17 protein-coding genes and 1 pseudogene are annotated in these 17,969 nt (G+C 73.8%); 9 read left to right on the top strand and 9 right to left on the bottom strand.

The window, feature by feature from the left end; all coding sequences use genetic code 11:
• Window positions 1-28: 28 nt before the first annotated feature.
• The 3 genes and pseudogenes from ACF088_RS28450 to ACF088_RS28440 form a co-directional block, all read right to left on the bottom strand.
• A complete protein-coding gene (locus ACF088_RS28450) occupies window positions 29-250 on the bottom strand; it encodes a hypothetical protein (RefSeq protein WP_392378707.1) in 222 nt (73 codons plus the stop codon).
• A pseudogene (locus tag ACF088_RS28445) lies at window positions 250-1,660 on the bottom strand (DUF692 domain-containing protein). Before ACF088_RS28445 ends, ACF088_RS28450 begins: the two are co-directional and overlap by 1 nt.
• Window positions 1,661-2,064: 404 nt before the next feature.
• Window positions 2,065-3,012, bottom strand: coding sequence for a LysR family transcriptional regulator (locus tag ACF088_RS28440; protein WP_392378706.1), 948 nt, complete (start codon window positions 3,010-3,012; stop codon window positions 2,065-2,067).
• A 113-nt stretch (window positions 3,013-3,125) separates the two neighbouring features.
• Here ACF088_RS28440 and ACF088_RS28435 point away from each other — a divergent pair, with 113 nt between their 5' ends.
• Window positions 3,126-4,019: an NAD(P)H-binding protein gene (locus tag ACF088_RS28435; protein WP_392378705.1), complete on the top strand. Its 894-nt coding sequence runs from the start codon at window positions 3,126-3,128 to the stop codon at window positions 4,017-4,019.
• Window positions 4,020-4,111: 92 nt separating this feature from the next.
• Entirely contained in the window at window positions 4,112-4,477 is a 366-nt protein-coding gene (locus ACF088_RS28430; RefSeq protein WP_392378704.1) for a darcynin family protein, read from the top strand.
• Window positions 4,478-4,576: 99 nt separating this feature from the next.
• Here the strand turns inward: ACF088_RS28430 and ACF088_RS28425 are convergent, their stop codons facing one another.
• Window positions 4,577-5,176, bottom strand: a complete 600-nt coding sequence (locus ACF088_RS28425) for a YrhB domain-containing protein (RefSeq protein ID WP_392378819.1) — start codon at window positions 5,174-5,176, stop codon at window positions 4,577-4,579.
• Between the two features lie 72 nt (window positions 5,177-5,248).
• Window positions 5,249-5,980 (bottom strand): peptidyl-tRNA hydrolase, encoded by a 732-nt coding sequence (locus tag ACF088_RS28420; protein WP_392378818.1) that lies wholly within the window; start codon window positions 5,978-5,980, stop codon window positions 5,249-5,251.
• 314 nt (window positions 5,981-6,294) lie between these two features.
• Between ACF088_RS28420 and ACF088_RS28415 the strand changes: the two genes are divergently transcribed.
• Complete coding sequence (locus ACF088_RS28415) at window positions 6,295-7,287, top strand: ATP-binding cassette domain-containing protein (RefSeq protein WP_392378703.1); 993 nt, start codon at window positions 6,295-6,297, stop codon at window positions 7,285-7,287.
• The gene (locus tag ACF088_RS28410; protein WP_392378702.1) at window positions 7,284-7,952 is read left to right on the top strand and encodes an ABC transporter; all 669 of its coding nucleotides are present in this window, start codon (window positions 7,284-7,286) and stop codon (window positions 7,950-7,952) included. The genes ACF088_RS28415 and ACF088_RS28410 overlap by 4 nt, the downstream gene beginning before the upstream one ends.
• A 348-nt stretch (window positions 7,953-8,300) precedes the next feature.
• Here ACF088_RS28410 and ACF088_RS28405 read toward each other — a convergent pair whose 3' ends face one another.
• Both ACF088_RS28405 and zapE read right to left on the bottom strand, forming a co-directional pair.
• Window positions 8,301-9,677, bottom strand: coding sequence for an alkaline phosphatase PhoX (locus ACF088_RS28405; RefSeq protein ID WP_392378701.1), 1,377 nt, complete (start codon window positions 9,675-9,677; stop codon window positions 8,301-8,303).
• Window positions 9,678-9,781: 104 nt separating this feature from the next.
• Window positions 9,782-10,903, bottom strand: coding sequence for a cell division protein ZapE (gene zapE, locus ACF088_RS28400; protein WP_392378700.1), 1,122 nt, complete (start codon window positions 10,901-10,903; stop codon window positions 9,782-9,784).
• A gap of 67 nt (window positions 10,904-10,970) precedes the next feature.
• Here zapE and ACF088_RS28395 point away from each other — a divergent pair, with 67 nt between their 5' ends.
• Window positions 10,971-11,795 carry a dihydrofolate reductase family protein gene (locus ACF088_RS28395; RefSeq protein WP_392378699.1) on the top strand — a complete coding sequence of 275 codons (825 nt, stop codon included), beginning with the start codon at window positions 10,971-10,973 and terminating at the stop codon, window positions 11,793-11,795.
• A gap of 138 nt (window positions 11,796-11,933) precedes the next feature.
• Window positions 11,934-12,431 carry an indole-3-glycerol phosphate synthase gene (locus tag ACF088_RS28390; RefSeq protein ID WP_392378698.1) on the top strand — a complete coding sequence of 166 codons (498 nt, stop codon included), beginning with the start codon at window positions 11,934-11,936 and terminating at the stop codon, window positions 12,429-12,431.
• Between the two features lie 77 nt (window positions 12,432-12,508).
• Here the strand turns inward: ACF088_RS28390 and ACF088_RS28385 are convergent, their stop codons facing one another.
• Window positions 12,509-13,207 (bottom strand): ABC transporter ATP-binding protein, encoded by a 699-nt coding sequence (locus ACF088_RS28385; protein WP_392378697.1) that lies wholly within the window; start codon window positions 13,205-13,207, stop codon window positions 12,509-12,511.
• Window positions 13,204-14,325: an ABC transporter permease gene (locus tag ACF088_RS28380; protein WP_392378696.1), complete on the bottom strand. Its 1,122-nt coding sequence runs from the start codon at window positions 14,323-14,325 to the stop codon at window positions 13,204-13,206. The genes ACF088_RS28385 and ACF088_RS28380 overlap by 4 nt, the downstream gene beginning before the upstream one ends.
• 184 nt (window positions 14,326-14,509) lie before the next feature.
• On the opposite strand from ACF088_RS28380, the gene ACF088_RS28375 reads away from it, so the two are divergent.
• From ACF088_RS28375 to murC, 3 genes are all read left to right on the top strand, one after another.
• Window positions 14,510-15,751, top strand: a complete 1,242-nt coding sequence (locus ACF088_RS28375) for a sensor histidine kinase (RefSeq protein WP_392378695.1) — start codon at window positions 14,510-14,512, stop codon at window positions 15,749-15,751.
• The gene (locus ACF088_RS28370; RefSeq protein WP_392378694.1) at window positions 15,748-16,389 is read left to right on the top strand and encodes a response regulator; all 642 of its coding nucleotides are present in this window, start codon (window positions 15,748-15,750) and stop codon (window positions 16,387-16,389) included. The genes ACF088_RS28375 and ACF088_RS28370 overlap by 4 nt, the downstream gene beginning before the upstream one ends.
• A gap of 173 nt (window positions 16,390-16,562) precedes the next feature.
• Window positions 16,563-17,960: a UDP-N-acetylmuramate--L-alanine ligase gene (gene murC / locus ACF088_RS28365; RefSeq protein ID WP_392378693.1), complete on the top strand. Its 1,398-nt coding sequence runs from the start codon at window positions 16,563-16,565 to the stop codon at window positions 17,958-17,960.
• The last annotated feature ends 9 nt before the right edge of the window (window positions 17,961-17,969 follow it).

Here is a 17,969-nt window from a genome sequence, read left to right as displayed (position 1 = left end):
CACAAAATTTCTCACCATGCGGGCGGCGTCAGCAGGTCCCGGGGCCCTCAACTGCCGCCGCAGCAGCCGCCCCAGCAGTTGGATCCGCCTCCGCGGCCAGATAGCCGCCCCCGCACGACGAGCCACCGCGGTGCGCCTCCTCGGGCTGCCGCCGCAGCAGCGCGTCCGCGATCGGCGCCGTACCGCCGAGTGCCCCCGCCACCAGCGACCCGGCACCGATCTCCGGGAAGCCCCGAGAGGCGGACGGCATCACGGTCCCCTCCGGTCCAGGGCGCGCCGCACGGCCCGCACCAGCCGGGCCACGGGCCGGGCGGACGGCGGCTTCGGGCCCGCGCGGTCCCGCCACCAGCGCGTCAACTGCTGCCGTGCGGCCCCGTCTTCGGGACGCTCCCGGGCCAGCAGATGCGCCGCGAAGTCCAGGGCATCCTGGCGGTAGCCGCCGCTCATGGGGCGGTGCCGCGCATAGCCCAGGAACGCGGCCCGGTAGTCCGCGCCGAGGATCTCCGGCAGCTCGGGCGCGACCTTGGCGACCACCGCGGCCCGCTTGGCCGTCAGCGCCCGGCTCTGCACCTGCAGCCGCACACGGTCGAAGCCCTCGGGGGCCGGCGTCCCGGCGACCAGTGCGGACAGCAGCGCGGTCTGCGCCAGCGCCAGCCGCTGCCGCGCCGCTTCGGTACCCGTGCCGCGGTCGCTGTCCCTGCCGCCGCCTGTGCCGCCTCCCGCGCCGCCGCCCGCTCCCGTGGCGGGCACCGCGCCGGCGCCGGCCGTCGCGTCCGGCCGGGTGCGGGCGCCGCCCGGCGCGGTCTCCGGTACCGGCTCAAACCGCCCGGGCATGGCGGGCCTCCTTCAGCACGGTGCGTATCGCATCGAGTTCACCGGCCAGTTCCGCGCCCTCGGGGAAGTCCTCGTCCCGCTCCAGCAGCACACCGGGCGGGGTGGTGCGGGCACACAGCTCGGCAAGGACGTCCAGCACGGGACGGGTCACCGGGTGGGCATGGCTGTCGTGCCACACCCCGTCCCGCTCCACACCACCCGCGACATGGACGTAGGCGAGGGCATCGAGCGGCAGCTCGTCCAGGGCGACCGCCGGGTCCTCGCCCCGGTTGACGTGGTTCGTGTGGAGATTGGCGACATCGATCAGCAGCCGCACCCCGGTCCGCTCGACGAGTCCGGTCAGGAACTGCCCCTCGGTCAGCTCCTCGCCCGGCCAGTTGACGAGGGCGGCGATGTTCTCCAGCGCCAGCGGCACCGGCAGGGCGTCCTGGGCGATGCGTACGTTCTCGCACAGCACGTCCAGCGCGTCACGGGTGCGCGGTACGGGCAGCAGATGCCCGGCCTCCATACGCGGGGAGGCGGTGAGCGGACCGCCGGCCCGCACAAAGGCGATGTGCTCGGTGACCATCGGTGCGCCCAGCGCCTCGGCGCGTTCGGCGAGCGCGGTCAGCCGGCCGTTGTCCGGGCGGTCGGCGCCGCCGAGGCCGAGTGAGACACCGTGCGGGATGACGGTGGTGCCGCGCTCGCGCAACTCCTCCAGGGCGTACGGCAGATGGCCCGGGCAGAGGTTCTCCGCCACCACCTCGACCCAGTCCACCCCGGGCAGCTCCGCGATCTCCGCGGCGATTTCCGGCCGCCAGCCGATTCCGGTACCCAGGCGCTCCATGGCTCCCCCTCTTGCTCCGTGGTGTGGGTACTCATGGCCGCGGCAGGACGGAGCGAACCCTGCCGCGGACGAGTTCAGAGGTTGATTTGAGCTTCCTCCACGAGGGTGCAGGGCCGGTCGTGGCCCTGGCGCAGCGGGGTCGCGGGCCGGGTACGGCGCGGGTCGTGGGACGGGTACGGCGCGGGTCGTGGCCGGGGTGCGGCGCGGGGTGCGGCCCGGGTACGGCGTGGGTCGTGGGCCCGCTGTACCCGGGGCTTGAAGTGCCCCCCCGGTGGCTTGTTCCGGCCGGAGCCGGCCCCGGGCGGGTACTCCCCCTGCATGGTTCCCTGCGGTCACCGGGGCCTTCGCCGCCATCCGGTCGCAGGTCCCGCAGCCGTCCCGCAGCCGACGCAGCCCCTGCCGCCTCACGTCGTCGAGCTCCCGGGTACGTGAAGAGTCCGGCGGACGGCGTTGCGGAGCCAGTGGTGGCCTCCGTCGGCTGCGTGGCGGGGGTGCCAGGCCATGCCGATGGTCACCGGTGGCAAGGGCAGGGGGATGTCGAGGAGGCGCAGGCCGAGGGTGGTGGCGGCATCGGTGAGGGGGGCGGAGGCGGCGCCGGGGGGTGCGGTGGGGCTGAGGCAGACGACATCGCTGCGGGCAGCGAGGGTCATCGCGGCCAGGTGGCTGGGCAGGACGACCGCGACCCGCCGGTGGAGGTTCCGCTCGGCCAGGGCGGTGTCCAGGGGTCCGGTGAACCGGCCGCGGCGGCTCACCACGACGTGTTCGGCGGCCGCGAGCCGGTCCGGGGTCAGGGTCCCTTCGGTGAGGGGGTGGCCGGGCCGGACGGCCACCGCCATCCGGAGGGTGACCAGTTCTTCGACCTGGGTCTCGGGGTCGACGTGGTCGATGGATCCGATCTCCAGGTCGATCCGGCCCTCGCGCAGGGCGGGCCCGGCCTCCCACTCCTCGGCCCGGAACCGCAGCGAAACCCCGGGCGCCTCCTGCTGGGTCAGCTGCCGCAGCCCGGGGGCCAGTGCAGCGCAGACCAGGTCGGCCGCTTGGAGGGTGAAGGTGCTGCGCAGGGCGGCGGGGTCGACGCCGGTGCCGGGAGTGAGCAGTGCTCCGAGGCGGCGCACCACCACGGCGGCCTCATCGCGCAGTGCATGGGCGCGGGGGGTGGGGACCATGGTCTGGCCGGCCCGGACCAGGAGGGGGTCCTGGAGGATGCGCCGGAGGCGGGCGAGAGTGCGGCTCATGGCGGCGGGGGACGTGTGCAGGCGGGCGGCGGCGCGGGTGACGCTCTGCTCGGCCAGCAGGGCGTCCAACGCCACGGCGAGATTGGCGTCGATAACAGGCTCTGAACTGCTGCTCATTGGCATAATTCCATTTCAGGCAATGATCCCGTGCTGAAGTTCCCATTGTGGCAACACGGTGGTCCTCCGCAGGATGAGGGACGTACCGATCCGGCACGACCCCTGAGGTTTTCATGATCGTCATCACTGCTCCCACCGGGAACATCGGCCGCCACCTGCTGCCCCTGCTCCTGGAGTCCGCCCCCGCCCACGACGAGGAGTTGCGCGTGGTCGTGCGCGACCCCGCCCGGCTTCCCGCCGCGGTGCGCGAACGCGTCGAGGTGATCACCGGCTCGCACGGCGACGCCGAGGTCGTCGACCGGGCCTTCGAGGGTGCGGACGCCGTGTTCTGGCTCGTCCCCCCGGACGCCTCCCTGACCCCCAAGGACGCCTACAGCGCCTTCACCCGCCCCGCCGCGAAGGCCCTCGCCGCGCACGGCGTCGGCCACGTCGTCGGCGTCTCCGCGCTCGGCCGCGGCACCCCGGTCGCCGACCGCGCGGGACTCGTCACCGCTTCCCTCGCCATGGACGACCTCATCGCCGGCACCGGCGTCGCGTACCGGGCCCTGGCCAACCCCTCCTTCTTCGAGAACCTCCTGGAGGAGGCCGACTCGATCCGCGAGAAGGGCGTCTTCGCCGACGCCGTCGCCGCCGACCGCGGCGCCCCCCTCGTCGCCGTCGCCGACATCGCGGCCGTCGCCGCCGGCCTGCTCCTGGAGCGCTCGTGGACCGGCAGCGACAGCGTCCCGGTCCTCGGGCCGCAGGACCTTTCCCCCGACGATCTGGCCCGCATCATGACCGAGCAGCTCGGCCGCCCCGTCCGCTACGAACGCCAGCCGCTCGACGAGCTGTACACCACCCTCGTCGGTTACGGCCTCAACGAGGCGTTCGCCCAGGGCGTCGTCGACATGAAGCGGGCCAAGGACGAGGGCCTCGACGCAGGCATCGCCCGCACGGCGGACACCGCCTCCCGCACCACCTTCGAACAGTGGTGTGCCCGGACCCTCAAGCCCGCCGTCCTCTCCTGAAGCCGGCACCACCCCTCACCGGACCCAGGATGCCCACCGCACCCAAGATGCCCACCGCACCCAACCGATCCGCCACTCCGGAGGCGCCCGCCATGCCCGCCGAGGAAACCGCACCGCCGGTCACCGCGTTCATGCTCGTCAAGACCACACCCGAGTGGCTCGCCATGACCCCCCAGGAACGGGTGAACGCTTTCGCCACCCAGGTCGTCCCCGCAATCCGGGCCAAGACCACCGGCGTCCGGTCACGCTTCTACGACACGGAGTTCTACTCCACCCGCGTCACCGACGTCTGGGTCTGGGAAGCCGACGACCACCACGCCTACCAGCTCCTCATCGACGCGCTGCGCGAAACCCCGTTCTGGGACCGCTACTTCGAGGTCGTCGACCTCCTCGTCGGTGCCGAGAACGGCTACGCCCGTACGTACGGCCTCGACCCCGTCGCCACCATCAGCACCTGATACACCGCCCGACACACCCTCCGATACACCGCCCGGCCCGCGTTGCCGGTGCCCTCCGCCTCCATGGGGCCGGAGGGTACCGGCGCAGGGCGCGCTTCATCAACTTCCCGATGGAGAAGCCGAGTTCGGGAGTCGGGCAGTTCGGTGCAGTCCTCCCCGGCGGAGGGTCTGCACGGCGAGTACCGGGTCGATGGGTTCGACGAGTTGCCCGACCGCAAGGGCTACGAGCCGGGGCGGGGCTTCGCCGCCCAGCAAGGCGTTCACGTAGTCGAGCGCTTGGCCGGGAGAGAGCATCGCCAGCCGCTGTCGCAGGGCGCGCACGGCCCGCATGCGCCCTCGTGTGGCGGCGATCTCGCACAGCTCCTCGTGCAGATCGTCCACCGCGGTACGGACCCGCGTCCCCCGGATACGGGCGCGGTAATCCGCCTCCCACTCCCCGCTCCTCTCGGAGACGATCCCGATCCGGTGCAGCCCTCCGTCGATGCGGTCCACCAGGTACGGCCCGTGGCCGATCAGCAGGGCAGCGGGGTTCCGCGTACGCGCGTACTCCTCGGACTGCCAGTAGACCTTCCATACCAGCTCGTGTTCCGCTACACGCAGCACTGTCGTGCGCACCGAGTCCACACCCGAGGCCGACCGCTTGCGGTCCTCGCGATCCAGCTCTTCCCGAACGATGCGAACCGCGGCCTCTCGCTCCATCACGCGTGCAGCATCCCCTATGGATCAGGAGCCGACCAGCAAGTCTTTCCGCAGTCCGGCGAGTGCGGCCGGCTACGGCTGGCGCAGGCGCGGGAGAGGGCAGTAGCGATCGCCCCCTTCGACCACCACGGTTTTCCCGGGGGCGATCTCCGTGAACCCGGCATCGGTCACCACGGGCAGACCGCTGCGGGTCAGCTCCTGCCAGTCCTCGCCCCGGGCGGACCGTACGGACAGCGGGAACCCCGCCGCGCGCCAGGCCGCCCGCTCTTCCCCGGACAGCTCCCACCACGCCAGCTGGGCACCGTGCCCGGCCTGCGCCATCTCCTTGCCCGCCGACATCTCCAACTCGGAGTTGAGCCAGAGCACCGGGGCGCCGGCGGCGGGTGCCCCGGGCGGCCGGGGGTCGTCCAGCTCCGTGCCCGAGACCTGTAGCCGCGCCAGATCCTTCGGCCAGCCGTCCAGCGGCACCGGCGGGAAGACCCGTACTTCGGCGCGCCGGCCGGTGACCGTGATGCCTGGCAGTGCCGCGGCCCGCCGCCACTCCGCGCCGCGCGCCCGCCGCACCACCTTCCGGATCCGGGCGTCCTGCCAGTCCCGCACCGCCGCCGCCCACTCGCCGTCCCCGGCCGACCGCTCGTCCGCCAGCAGCACCAGCACTGCCCTCGCCGCGGTCTCCAGCGCGTCCGTACGCGCCGGCGGCTCGGCCCGCTCGATCCGCGCGACGAGCGGCAGCACGAACTGCGGTGCCGCGTCCCGGTCGGGCTCTTCGGGCTCTTCGGGTTCTTCGCGTTCCTCGCGGCGCACGAGGCTGCCGGAGTCGTTGCCGGGCCGGCCGGCGCTCTCTGTGCTGGTCACCCGTCCAGTCTGCCAGCCGCCACCGACAGTGCCCCGTCGCCGTCGGCGCTCTCCCTGCTCCCCGCTTCTCTGCCCGCCGGCCGGCCGGCGGGCAGAGAAGCGGGGAGGCCAACGCCGCCTGCCCGGCACCGCGTTGCCGCCGGACGCGGCGCACCACGCCGTGGGGCGGGCACCGGGAAGTCGATCCGGCTACTGTCGGGAACGGCGGAGCGGACACGGCCGCCGGGTGGCAGTGCCGGGCGGCGGTGGAGGTGCCCAAACGCATGAAGCTGGACGGGGTAGGGCGGCGCTACGGGGTGCGGGGCCCGTGGGTGCTGCGGGACGTGCAGCTCGACGTGCCCGCAGGCGCGCTGCTGCGCATCGAGGGGACCAACGGCAGCGGGAAATCCACCTTGCTGCGGCTGTTGGCCGGGATCGACCGGCCCAACGCCGGACGTATCACCGGCCGCCCGCGCAGCGCCTATGTGCCCGAACGGTTCCCGCCCGCACTGCCCTTCACTGCAGTCGGCTACCTCACCCACCTCGGCCGTATCCACGGTCTGCGCGGCCCCGAAGCCGGTCGCCGCGCCACCGAGTGGCTCGCCCGGTTCGGGGCGGCCGCGCACGCACGCACCCGGCTGGCCGAGCTGTCCAAGGGGACGAGCCAGAAGGTCGCGGTCGCCCAGGCGCTGCTCGCCGAACCCGAACTCCTGGTCCTGGACGAGGCCTGGACCGGTCTGGACCAGGGCGCCCGGGAGATGCTCAACCGCGCGGTCGCCGAGCGGGTCGCGGACGGCGGCACCGTCGTCTTCGTCGACCATGACCCGCAGCGGCTGGCGGGCGCGGCCGACGCCCGCTACCGCGTCGCGGACGGTCGGCTGCTGGCCCACGAGCAGAGCGGCCCGGCGGGCGGCGCGGCGCCCGTGCCCGCCGGCCCCAGAGTGGTCATCGAGGCCGAGGGCGCACCGGGAGCGCCGCTGCCCGGCGGGCCGGAGCGCACGCCCGCCGGAGCGCCACGGCTGCCCGGCGGTCCGGAGATCGTTCCGCGGCCGGACGGTACGACGCGGCTGACGGTCCCCGCCGTCCACTCCGACGCCTTGCTGCGCGCCCTGCTCACCGCACGGCCGCCGTGGCACATCCGGTCGGTCACCAGCGCCGGGGCGGGGCCGGGGGACGGTCCCGGCGGCGACGCCCACGCATCCACCCCCGCGTCCACCCCCGCATCCGCATCCGCGCCCGAAACCGCTCCCTCACCCGACGAGGCCCCCCTCCAGTGATCGCTCTCCTCCGCTATCAGGCGGCGCTACTCGTCCGCTCGCACCGCTGGCTGCCGCCGGTGATCCTCTACGCCGCCTGGCTGGCCATCGGCGTCCAGAGCGGCGGCCCGATCCTCGACGGGTTCGGCTGGGCAGCCGGCGGTCTGCTGCCGGCCGCTGTATGGCTGACCCGGGTCTGTGTCACCAACGAGCCGTCGGCTGCCCGCAATTGCACCGTGGCGGCCGCCGGGCCCGGCCGGGCCCACCTCGCCGGTGTGCTGACCGCGGTCTGCACCGCGGTGCTGCTCGCGCTCCTCGGTACGGCACTGGTCGTGCTGCTGTCCGACCCGCACTCCACCTACCGCCAAGTCGCCGTCCCGGTCCTACCCGCGGCGGCCGCCGGGCTCCTCGCCGCACTGGCGTGCCTGTTGACGGGTACCGCGATCGGCGCGCTGAGCAACCGGCCGGTGCTGCGCAGCACCGGCTGGAGCATCCCGGTGGGTACGCTCGCCGCCCTGCTGCTGCTCGTGCTGGACGCCTCGCCCGCCAATGCCGCCGTCTCGGCCCTGGTCACCGGCTCCCTCCACGGCACGATCGCCACACCATGGCTGCCGCTCGCCGCCACCGCCCTGATCGCGGCCGCCGCCACCGCCGTCGCCTGCGCCCTCAGCTCCCGCCGGAGTTGAAGCGCGGGGGCGAAACGGCCGGGCGTGAACACGTCGGGGTGAACGGCATGGGCTGAAGCGCCGGAGCGAACGACCGGGGCCGGGTTGGGCTGAGACGCCGGGCGTTGCGCCGCGGCGCTGGGACCGGGCCCGGGTTGCTCCCCCGCCCCCTCCCCCCTCTCCCCCTTCGGGGGAGGGGGCGGGGGTGGGTTCGGGGGTGGGGGGGGGCAGGAGGCCCAGCGGTCCGCCTGCTCCGGCTGACCGGCGCCCCGCGGGTCAGTGGCGGCAGCGGCACCCCGCCGGTCAGGAGCGGCAGCGGAGCCCCTGCCGGTCAATGGCATCAGCAGCGTCAGCGCAGCACCGGCAGCGTCAGTGGTGCCAGGGCCCGGTCACCGCGAACGTGGTCCCCGGCGTATAGCAATTGACGTACATCGTCCGGTGGTCGGGCGAGAACGTCACCCCCGCGAACTCACCCCACTCCGGCTTCTCCGGGGTGCCGATGTTCTGCCGGCCGCGCGCCATCGCATAGACCTCGCCGCGCCGGGTGAGGCCGAAGACGTGCTGGGCGCCCTCGCCGTCCTCACAGACCATCAGGCCGCCGCTGGGCGCCAGACAGATGTTGTCGGGGGACTCGCCGGGCAGTTGGAGGTCGCTGTCCGGGCCGAAGACGACAACCTGGGTCAGCCGCCGCTTCTTCGGGTCGTACTTCCACACCTGGCCGTAGTGGTCGGCCGCCGAGCCGGCCTCGCGGTGCGCAAAGCTGGAGACGAAGTAGACGCAGGAGCCGCCCCAGTAGCAGCCTTCCAGCTTCTGGGCGTGGGTGATGCCGCCGGGGCCGAAGTCCTGGAAGCGGATCGGGGTCTCCCGGGCGAGCGGGTCGGGCACATCCACCCAGGTGACGCGGTCGAAGGTGGTGCCCGGTTGTTGGACGGTGGAGAGGTCCGGCACACCCGGGACCCGCAGTGCCTGGAGGCGGCCGCCGGCCCGGAGCGAACCGCGGCCGCCCCTCGGCTTCTCGGGCAGGAAGCGGTAGAACAGGCCGAACGGCTTCTCGAAGGCGTCCTCGGTCTCGTAGACGGTGCCGGTGCCGGGGTCCACGGCGATCGCCTCGTGCTGGAAGCGGCCCATCGCGGTCAGCGGGACCGCGCCGGTGCGCCGCGGGTCGTACGGATCGACCTCGAAGATGAAGCCGTGGTCCTTGGTGTAGTTCTCCTCACCGGCCCGGAGCTCGGTCTCCTCGCAGGTCAGCCAGGTGTTCCAAGGGGTGGGGCCACCCGCGCAGTTGGTGGACGTACCGGCGATGGCGACCCGTTCCGAGCGGACCGTGTGGTCCCGGCCGAGTTCCAGGGCCGTACAGCCGCCTTCACCACCGGGGTCGTACGTCAGATCACGGACCGTGGGGACGGCTCGGCGCGAGCCCGTACGGTTCTCGTGGTTGCGGACGAGGACCGTGCCGCCGCGGCGCCCGGGAGAACCGGGAAAGGCCGCCATACCGTCGCAGTTGCCGGGGACCTTGCCCTCCCCGGAGAGCAGCGGGTCGCCTTCCCGGGACAGGACCCGGTAGCGGAAGCCCCGGGGGAGATCGAGCAGGCCGTGCGGGTCGGGGACCAGCGGGCCGTAGCCGCGCCGCCCCATGCTCTGTGCGGTCGCGGTCCCCGTGAAGAGCTCCGTGAGGCTTCCGGAGAAGGCGATTCCCGCCCCCAGCGCTCCGGTTCTCGCCAGGATCTGACGTCGTGTCGCGGACATGGGCAACTCCCTGTTGGCGGACAGGTGACGTGACCCGCTCGTGTGTACCACGGGGCCGGGCCGCCGGGAACCAGGCGGCGGCCCGGGTGTTGCCGTGGCCGCGGCTACCGGGAGCCGTCGGCCACCAGGGTGCCCGCGTCGCGCGCCAGTGCCGTCAGCCGGGAGATCGCCCGGAAGTACTTCTTGCGGTAGCCGCCGCGCAGCATCTCCTCGCTGAACAGCTCGTCGAAGGCCTTGCCGGAGGTCAGCACCGGCACCTCACGGTCGTAGAGCCGGTCCGCGAGGACGACCAGACGCAGCGCCGTGGACTGGTCGGGCACCGCCTGGACGTCGGTGAGGCAGACCGCCTCGATGCCGTCGCACATCGCGCCGTAGCGGCTGGGGTGCACCTTCGACAGGTGCTCCAGCAGGGAGGGGAAGTCGTCGAGGGAGGCACCGGGCGTGCGGTACGCCGTACGGGTGACCGTCTCGTCGTCGTACGGGGCGGGCGCCTCGGGCAGGCCGCGGTGGCGGTAGTCCTCGCCGTCGATCCGCAGCGGACGGAAGTGAGCGCTCAGGCCCTGGATCTCCCGCAGGAAGTCGACCGCGGCGAACCGGCCCTCGCCCAGCTTGCCGGGCAGCGTGTTGGAGGTGGCGGCCAGCGCCACCCCGGCGTCGACCAGCTTGCCGAGCAGGGTGGAGACCAGGACCGTGTCACCGGGATCGTCCAGCTCGAACTCGTCGATGCACAGCAGTTTGTGCTCGCCGAGGGTGCGTACGGTCTGCTGGAAGCCGAGCGCGCCGACGAGGTTGGTCAGCTCGACGAAGGTGCCGAAGGCCTTGCGCTCGGCCGGGGCGGGGGTGGCGTGCCACAGGGAGGCGAGCAGGTGGGTCTTGCCGACGCCGTAGCCGCCGTCCAGATAGACGCCGCGCGGGCCCCGGGGAGCCGCGGGCTTCTTGGCGAACCAGCGCCGCTTGCCCGGGCCGGCCCGCCCGGCGTCGATGGTCTCGGCGAAGTCGCTCAGGACCTGGACGGCCTCGGCCTGGCTGGGCTGCTTCGGGTCCGGGATGTAGGTGTCGAAGCGGGCGCCCTGGAAGCGCGGCGGCGGCACCATCTCGGCCACCAGGTGGTCGGCCGGGACGTGCGGGGCGCGGGCGGTGAGCGCGGCGGGCGCCGCGTCGTCCCCGTCGGCCGGCGGTCCGGCTATCGGGTCGGGCTGCGGGGAGGAGTGCTGGGAAGGCGACACAGCCGTCCAGCCTATCTCGTGTGCGGTGGCCGCCGGTCCGGTGAGAGGGGCATGTCACACTGCCGCCATGCGACGCCTGTTCCCTCTCCCCGCCCCTCCCGCACCGGCCCCTGCCGCCGAGAACACCGAGGTGGGGGCGATCGACCCCGCGGACCGTGCCTGGACGTTGGACGAGCTGGCCGACGCCTATGCGTACCCGGCGGCGGACGATCCGGTGCGCTCGGGGCGCACCGGCTGGCTGCGGGCGAACATGGTGTCCTCCGTGGACGGCGCGGCCCACCACGAGGGCCGCTCGCAGCCGCTCTCCAGTGATGCCGATATGCGGATCTTCGGGGTGCTGCGGGGCCTGGCGGATGCGGTGGTGGTGGGCGCGGAGACGGTGCGGCAGGAGGGCTACCGGCCGGCCCGCGCCCGGGAGGCGTTCGCCGCCCGCCGGGCCGCCGCCGGTCAGGGCCCGGCCCCCGCCATCGCCGTGGTGACCGCCGGTCTCGGGCTGGACTTCACCCTGCCGCTGTTCACCGAGCCGCTGGCCCCCACCCTGGTGCTGACCGGCGCGGGCGCGCCTGCGGACCGGGTGGCGAAGGCCCGTGCCGCGGGCGTCGAGGTGCTGTTCGCCGGTGAGGGGCAGGGCGCCGATCCGGCCCGGGTGACCGGCGTGCTGGCCGAACGGGGCCACACCCGGCTGCTGACGGAGGGCGGGCCGATGCTGCTGGGGCAGTTCGCGGCGGCCGGCGCGCTGGACGAGCTGTGCCTGTCGCTGGCTCCGGTGGTCGCCGTGGGCGACGCGCCGAGGATCATGAACGGCCCCGCCGTTCCGGTACCGGAGCGGTTCGCCCTGGCGTCCGTACTGGAGGAGGCCGGGTTCCTCTTCACTCGCTACCGTCGGTCGTGACAATCGTCGGAATTGTCTGTTCCGCTTAGCTTCCGTTGGGCACACTAAAAGCCAACAGTCCCGCACGGCGACGGGGCAGGATGGTGTCTGTCGGGCTCCGTGCCATGCGGCGCCCCGAAGAGAAGAAGGGCGTCCGTCGTGTTCACGAGCGTATTGATGATCGAGAAGCCACTGACGCCCGCTGATGTGGAGTTTGTGACCACCCTGCACGGCGATGACCGGATCTCGTTCGTCGTGCTCATGCAGCCTCGCGGCAAGCAGGATGTTCTGCTACGGGCCATCGACGACGTCGCCCTCGGTGAGTTCGACGACGCCGTACGGGAGGGCGAGGAACCGGGCGGCGCCCGGGCGGAGGCCCCCGCCGAGCTCGCCCTGGCCCACACGCTGCAGGCACTGCGCGAGACCGGCGCCCAGGCCGTCGGACAGGTGGTCGAGGACCATCCGCTGGACCTGCTGCGGTCCGTCGTCGACGAGACCGCCGCAGACGAGGTGATCGTGCTGACCACCCCGCACTTCGTGGAGGAGTTCTTCCACCGAGACTGGGCCTCCCGCGCCCGCCACAAGGTCGGTGTTCCGGTCCTCAAGCTGTTCTCCCATGCGGCGGACGATCAGCCCCAGGGGACCGCCGGCGGCTGAGCGGCTCCTTCCGGAGGCTGCGCGGCCCTGCTGGGTCTCCTGCCCGCCGGCCCCGTCCACCGGGCCCTGCCGGCCCGTCACGGCCGGGCGAGGTGCCGAGGCCGGAGCCGGCCGTCCTGTACCTCGGTGACCGTGTCCGCCGCGTCCAGATGGGCGGGGTCGTGGGTGACCAGCACCGTCGCGGTGGCGCGCTGCCGGGTGAGCGTGCGCAGCAGCGCGAGCACCGCGGCGCCCCGCTCGCGGTCCAGGGCGCTGGTCGGCTCGTCCACCAGCAGCACCGCGGGCTCGTTCATCAGCGCCCGGGCGATATTGATCCGCTGCCGCTGACCGCCCGACAGCTGGTGCGGCCGCCGGTCGGCCTGGCTCTCCAGGCCGACCGCCGACAGCAGCTCCCGTGCCCGCGCCCGCGTTCGTGCCCGCGCCGTACGCGACGAGCGTCCGTCCAGGTGGGCCACCACCTGCAGCTGTTCTGCGGCAGTCAGCGACGGCAGCAGATGGGGCTGCTGGAAGACCGTGCCGATGGTGGTGCGGCGCAGCGTCGTCAGCGCGGCCCGGCCGAGCCCCGCGGTGTCCGTGCCGTCGATCACCACCCGTCCGCGGTCCGGGCGGATCAGTGTGGCGGCGACCGCGAGCAAGCTGGACTTGCCGGATCCGGACGGGCCGATCACCGCGGTCAGACGCCCGGCGGGCACGGTCAGCGAGACCTCGTCCAGCGCGGTCAGCCGGGCGTCGCCGTCGGGGTAGGTCAGGGTGACATCGGTCAGTTCGAGGCTCATCGGGCACTTCCCAGGGCGGTCAGCGGGTCCACGGACGTGATGCGGCGGATGGCCAGCGCGGCGCCTGCGGCACCCAGCGCGATCATGATCAGGGCGGGCGTCAGCACGGTGGCCGGGGCGAGCACGAAGGGCACCGTGCCACCGATGCCGGCGCCCACCGCGGCCACCACCGCGCTGCCCAGGCCGGTCCCGGCCACCAGCAGCACGACGGCCTGGCCGAGCGCGTCCCGCAGCAGCGAGCGGGTCGAGGCGCCCAGCGCCTTCAGCACGGCGACATCGCCGCCGCGCTGGATCGTCCACACCGTGAAGAACGCCCCGATGACCAGCGCGGAGATGACGAACAGAAAGCCGCGCATCAGTTGCAGCGACCCGTTCTCGGCGGCGAACGAGCCGATGGCCTGCAGGGCTTCGCCGGCGGCGACGGTCCTCGTGCCGAGCGCCCGGTCGGCGGCGGGCAGACCGGCCGTGCCGGAGGTGGAGAGGGCCAGGACGGTCGCTCCGACGGCGTCGCCGGATGCGCCGTTCCCCCCGGAGGCGGGGCGGGCACCGGTGGCCGCCACGGCACCGCCCGTCAGCCGCCGCCAGTCCTCCAGCGACGTCCAGATCACCGGCGTATGGCTGTACATCGCCGCGCCCGACACCGCCGCCACCCGGACCGTGCGGCCGCCGAGCGTCAGCGTGTCCCCGGTTCGCGCCCCCAGCGAGGCGGCGGCCTTCGAGGACAGCACCACGGCACCGTCACCCACCCGTGCGGGCGCCGTCCCCGATCCCGGCCGTACCCCGAACACCGACACCGCGGCGGTCCGGCGGCCCGACTCGGCCTTCGTCGTCGTGATCCCCAGCGGGTCGGCGTGGCGTACGCCCGGCACCCGCGCCCAGGCCCGTACGGTCCGCTCCGTCAGCCGCGAATCGGTGAAGGCGACGTCCCTGCCGTCGGCGGGCGCAGAGAACACCAGGTGGTCGGCGGGCAACGCGGTGATCGCCGAGGTGTTCTCCCGGCCCAGACCCGCCGTCAGCCCCGACAGCAGCCCCACCAGCACCGTGATCAGCACGATGACGGAGCCCATCAGGGCGAACCGGCCCTTGGCGAATGTCAGGTCCCTCCAGGCGACGAACACCAGCGATGCCCTCCTCGTATCCGGGCGCCGGACTCCACTGCCCGGCGCCGGCCCCCACCGTCGCCTCCCGGGCGGGTCGCGGACATCGCGCCGGGGAGTGGTCCGCGGGGATCGAAAGGCGTGCCCCGCTCTCCACCCTTTGGTTGATGCCGCAGGTCACGAGGGCCCTTAGCCTGAGGGAGCCGTGACCGAAGAAGCCGTGACCGCCCACTCCCTCACCCCCGTCCTGCGGGTCCTGCGCAGCTGCCTGCACCTGATGGTGGCCGCGCTGCTCGCCCTCACCGCCGTACGCGCCCTCGCCGGGCACGCCCCGCACGCCCCGGCCGTGACCGCCACCGCGGCGGCGCTGTGCGCCGTGTACACCCTCGGCCCCCGGCTGCCCCGGCTGCGCGGCTCCACCGGCGCCGCCGCCCTCTGGCTCGCCGCCGTGTCCCTGCTCTGGCTCGCGCTGCTCGCCCTCACCCAGGACGGCGTCTGGCTGGCCTTCCCGCTGTTCTTCGTCCAGTTGCACCTGCTGCCGCTGCGCGCGGCACTGTCCGCCGTCGCGGCCACCACCCTCGCCGCCATCGCCGGATTCGCCCTGCACACCCACACCCTGAGCGTCGGCACGGTGCTCGGCCCCGCCCTGGGCGCCGCCGTCGCCATCGCCGTCGTCCTCGGCTACCAGGCCCTCTACCGGGAGAGCGAACAGCGCCGCCGTCTCATCGAGGAGCTCACCGCGGCCCGCAGTGAACTGGCCGCCGCGGAACACGCCGCCGGGGTGCTCGCCGAACGCGAGCGGCTGGCCCGCGAGATCCACGACACCCTCGCCCAAGGCCTGTCCAGCATCCAACTGCTGCTGCGGGCGGCCGAGCGCGCCCTGCCGCGGCAGCCCGGCACCGCCCTCCGCCATGTCCGGCAGGCCCGCACCACCGCCGCCGGTGACCTCGCCGAGGCGCGCCGCTTCGTCCGTGCGCTGAGCCCGCCCGACCTGGAGGCCGGATCGCTGCCCGCCGCCCTGGAACGGCTCTGTGCCGGCACGGCCCGTACCTCCGCGCTCACCGTGCACTGCCAGGTCTCCGGCGTACCCACCGCGCTCCCCACCACGCACGAGGTCGCCCTGCTGCGCATCGCCCAGTCCGCGCTCGCCAACACCGTGCGGCACGCCGGTGCCGGACGGGCCGAGCTGACCCTCAGCTACATGGGCACCGAAGTCGCGCTGGACGTCGTCGACGACGGCGCGGGATTTGTGCCCGCCGAGGTGCCCGCCCCCGGCTCCGCGGCGGCGGACGGCACCGGCTTCGGCCTTGCCGCGATGCGCGCCCGGGCCCGCGCACTCCAGGGCACCCTGGTCGTCGAGTCCGCCCCCGGAGAGGGCACCGCGGTCGCCGTCACCCTGCCCTGTCCCGCCGCCGCGCCCGATGCCACCGTGGAGGCCGCCCCGTGACCGCGGCGGACACCCCCATCCGGCTGCTGCTCGCCGACGACCACCCCGTCGTACGCGCCGGGCTGCGTGCCGTCCTGGAGACCGAGGAGGACTTCGAGATCGTCGCCGACGTCCCGACCGCCGAGCAGGCCGTCGACCTCGCCGCGCGGCTCGCGGCCGACGTGGTCCTCATGGACCTCCAGTTCGGCGGCCGGATGCTCGGCTCCCAGGCCACCGCGGCGATCACCGCCCGCCCCGGCGCCCCGCGCGTCCTCGTGCTGACCACGTACGACACCGACGTCGACATCCTCGCCGCCATCGAGGCCGGCGCCACCGGCTACCTCCTCAAGGACGCCCCTCCGGAGGAGCTGGCCGCCGCGGTACGCACCGCCGCCGCCGGGAAGTCCGCACTCGCCCCCACCGTCGCGCTGCGCCTCATGGACCGGATGCGGACCCCCGCCACCGCGCTCTCCCGACGCGAGACCGAGGTCCTCCAGCTCGTCGCCGACGGTCTGTCGAACGCGGCGATCAGCAAACAGCTCTTCCTCAGCCAGGCGACCGTCAAGTCCCATCTCGTCCACATCTACGCCAAGCTGGGCGTGGACTCCCGCACCTCCGCGGTCGCCGCCGCCACCGCACAGGGCCTGATCCGCCGCTGAACGCCGCGCGCCGGGCCGCATCCCGCACCCGGGCAGGGGCGGCATCCGGCACCCGGCCGGGGTCGGGATCCGGCACCCGGCCGGGGTCCACGGACCGGGCCTGTCGGTGCCGGGTGCGAGAATCATGGACAGCACCACCGCTCGCGATGATCGACGATCAGGGAGACCCACCCATGGCACCCGCCATCCCAGCCTCGATGGACCGGCCGCACTTCATCGGCATCGGCGGAGCCGGCATGTCGGGCATCGCCAAGATCCTCGCGCAGCGCGGCGCCCAGGTGGCGGGCAGCGACGCGAAGGACTCCGCGACCGCCCAGGCCCTGCGCTCCCTCGGCGCCACCGTCCACATCGGCCACGCCGCCGGGCATCTGGCCGCGGACGCCACCAGCGTCGTCGTCTCCTCCGCGATCCGCCCGGACAACCCCGAGCTGGCCGCCGCCCACGAGCGCGGCATCCCGGTGGTCCACCGCTCCGACGCGCTCGCCTCCCTCATGGACGGCCTGCGCCCCATCGCCGTCGCCGGCACCCACGGCAAGACGACCACGACCTCCATGCTCGCCGTCTCCCTCGGCGCCCTCGGCCTCAAGCCGTCCTACGCCATCGGCGGCGACCTCGACGCCCCGGGCTCCAACGCCGAGCACGGCTCCGGCGGGATCTTCGTCGCCGAGGCCGACGAAAGCGACCGCAGCTTCCACAAGTACGCCCCCGAGGTCGCGATCATCCTCAACGTGGAGCTCGACCACCACGCCAACTACGCCTCGATGGAAGAGATCTACGAGTCCTTCGAGACCTTCGTCGGCCGCATCCGCCCCGGCGGCACCCTGGTCATCTCCGCCGACCACCCCGGCGCCCGCGAGCTGACCGACCGGATCTCCGGCCGCTACGACATCGAGGTCGTCACCTACGGCGAGTCCCCGAATGCCGACGTCCGAGTCCTCAAGGTCAACCCCCGCGGCCTGACCAGTGATGTCACCGTCACCCTCACCAGCGGCAAGATCCTCACCTTCACCGTCTCCGTCCCCGGCCGGCACTACGCCCACAACGCCGTCGCCGCCCTGGCCGCCGGCGTCGCCCTGGATCTCCCGCCGCACAACCTCGCCTCCGCGCTCGGCAAGTACACCGGCGTCAAGCGCCGCCTCCAGCTCAAGGGCGAGGCGGGCGGCGTCCAGGTCATCGACTCCTACGCCCACCACCCCTCGGAGATGACCGCCGACCTGGACGCCATCCGCGGCGCCGCCGACGGTGCCCGCGTACTGGTCGTCTTCCAGCCGCACCTCTTCTCCCGCACCCAGGAGCTGGGCACCGAGATGGGCCAGGCGCTCGCCCTGGCCGACGCCTCCGTCGTCCTGGACATCTACCCGGCCCGCGAGGACCCGATCCCGGGCGTCACCAGCGCCCTGATCGTCGACGCCGCGCGCACCGCCGGCGCCGACGTCACCCCCGAGAGCGCCCAGGCCGCCGTCCCGGAGGTCATCGCAGGAATGGCGAAGCCCGGTGACCTTGTTCTCACCATGGGCGCGGGCGATGTGACCGACCTCGGCCCCGCCATCCTGTCCCGCCTGGGCAGCTGAGCTGAGGAG

Origin of the sequence: Streptomyces sp. NPDC015125, assembly GCF_043080045.1 — a bacterium.
GTDB lineage: Bacteria > Actinomycetota > Actinomycetes > Streptomycetales > Streptomycetaceae > Streptomyces.
Note: the sequence above shows the minus strand (reverse complement) of the source record. Positions and strands in the feature narration are given on the sequence as shown.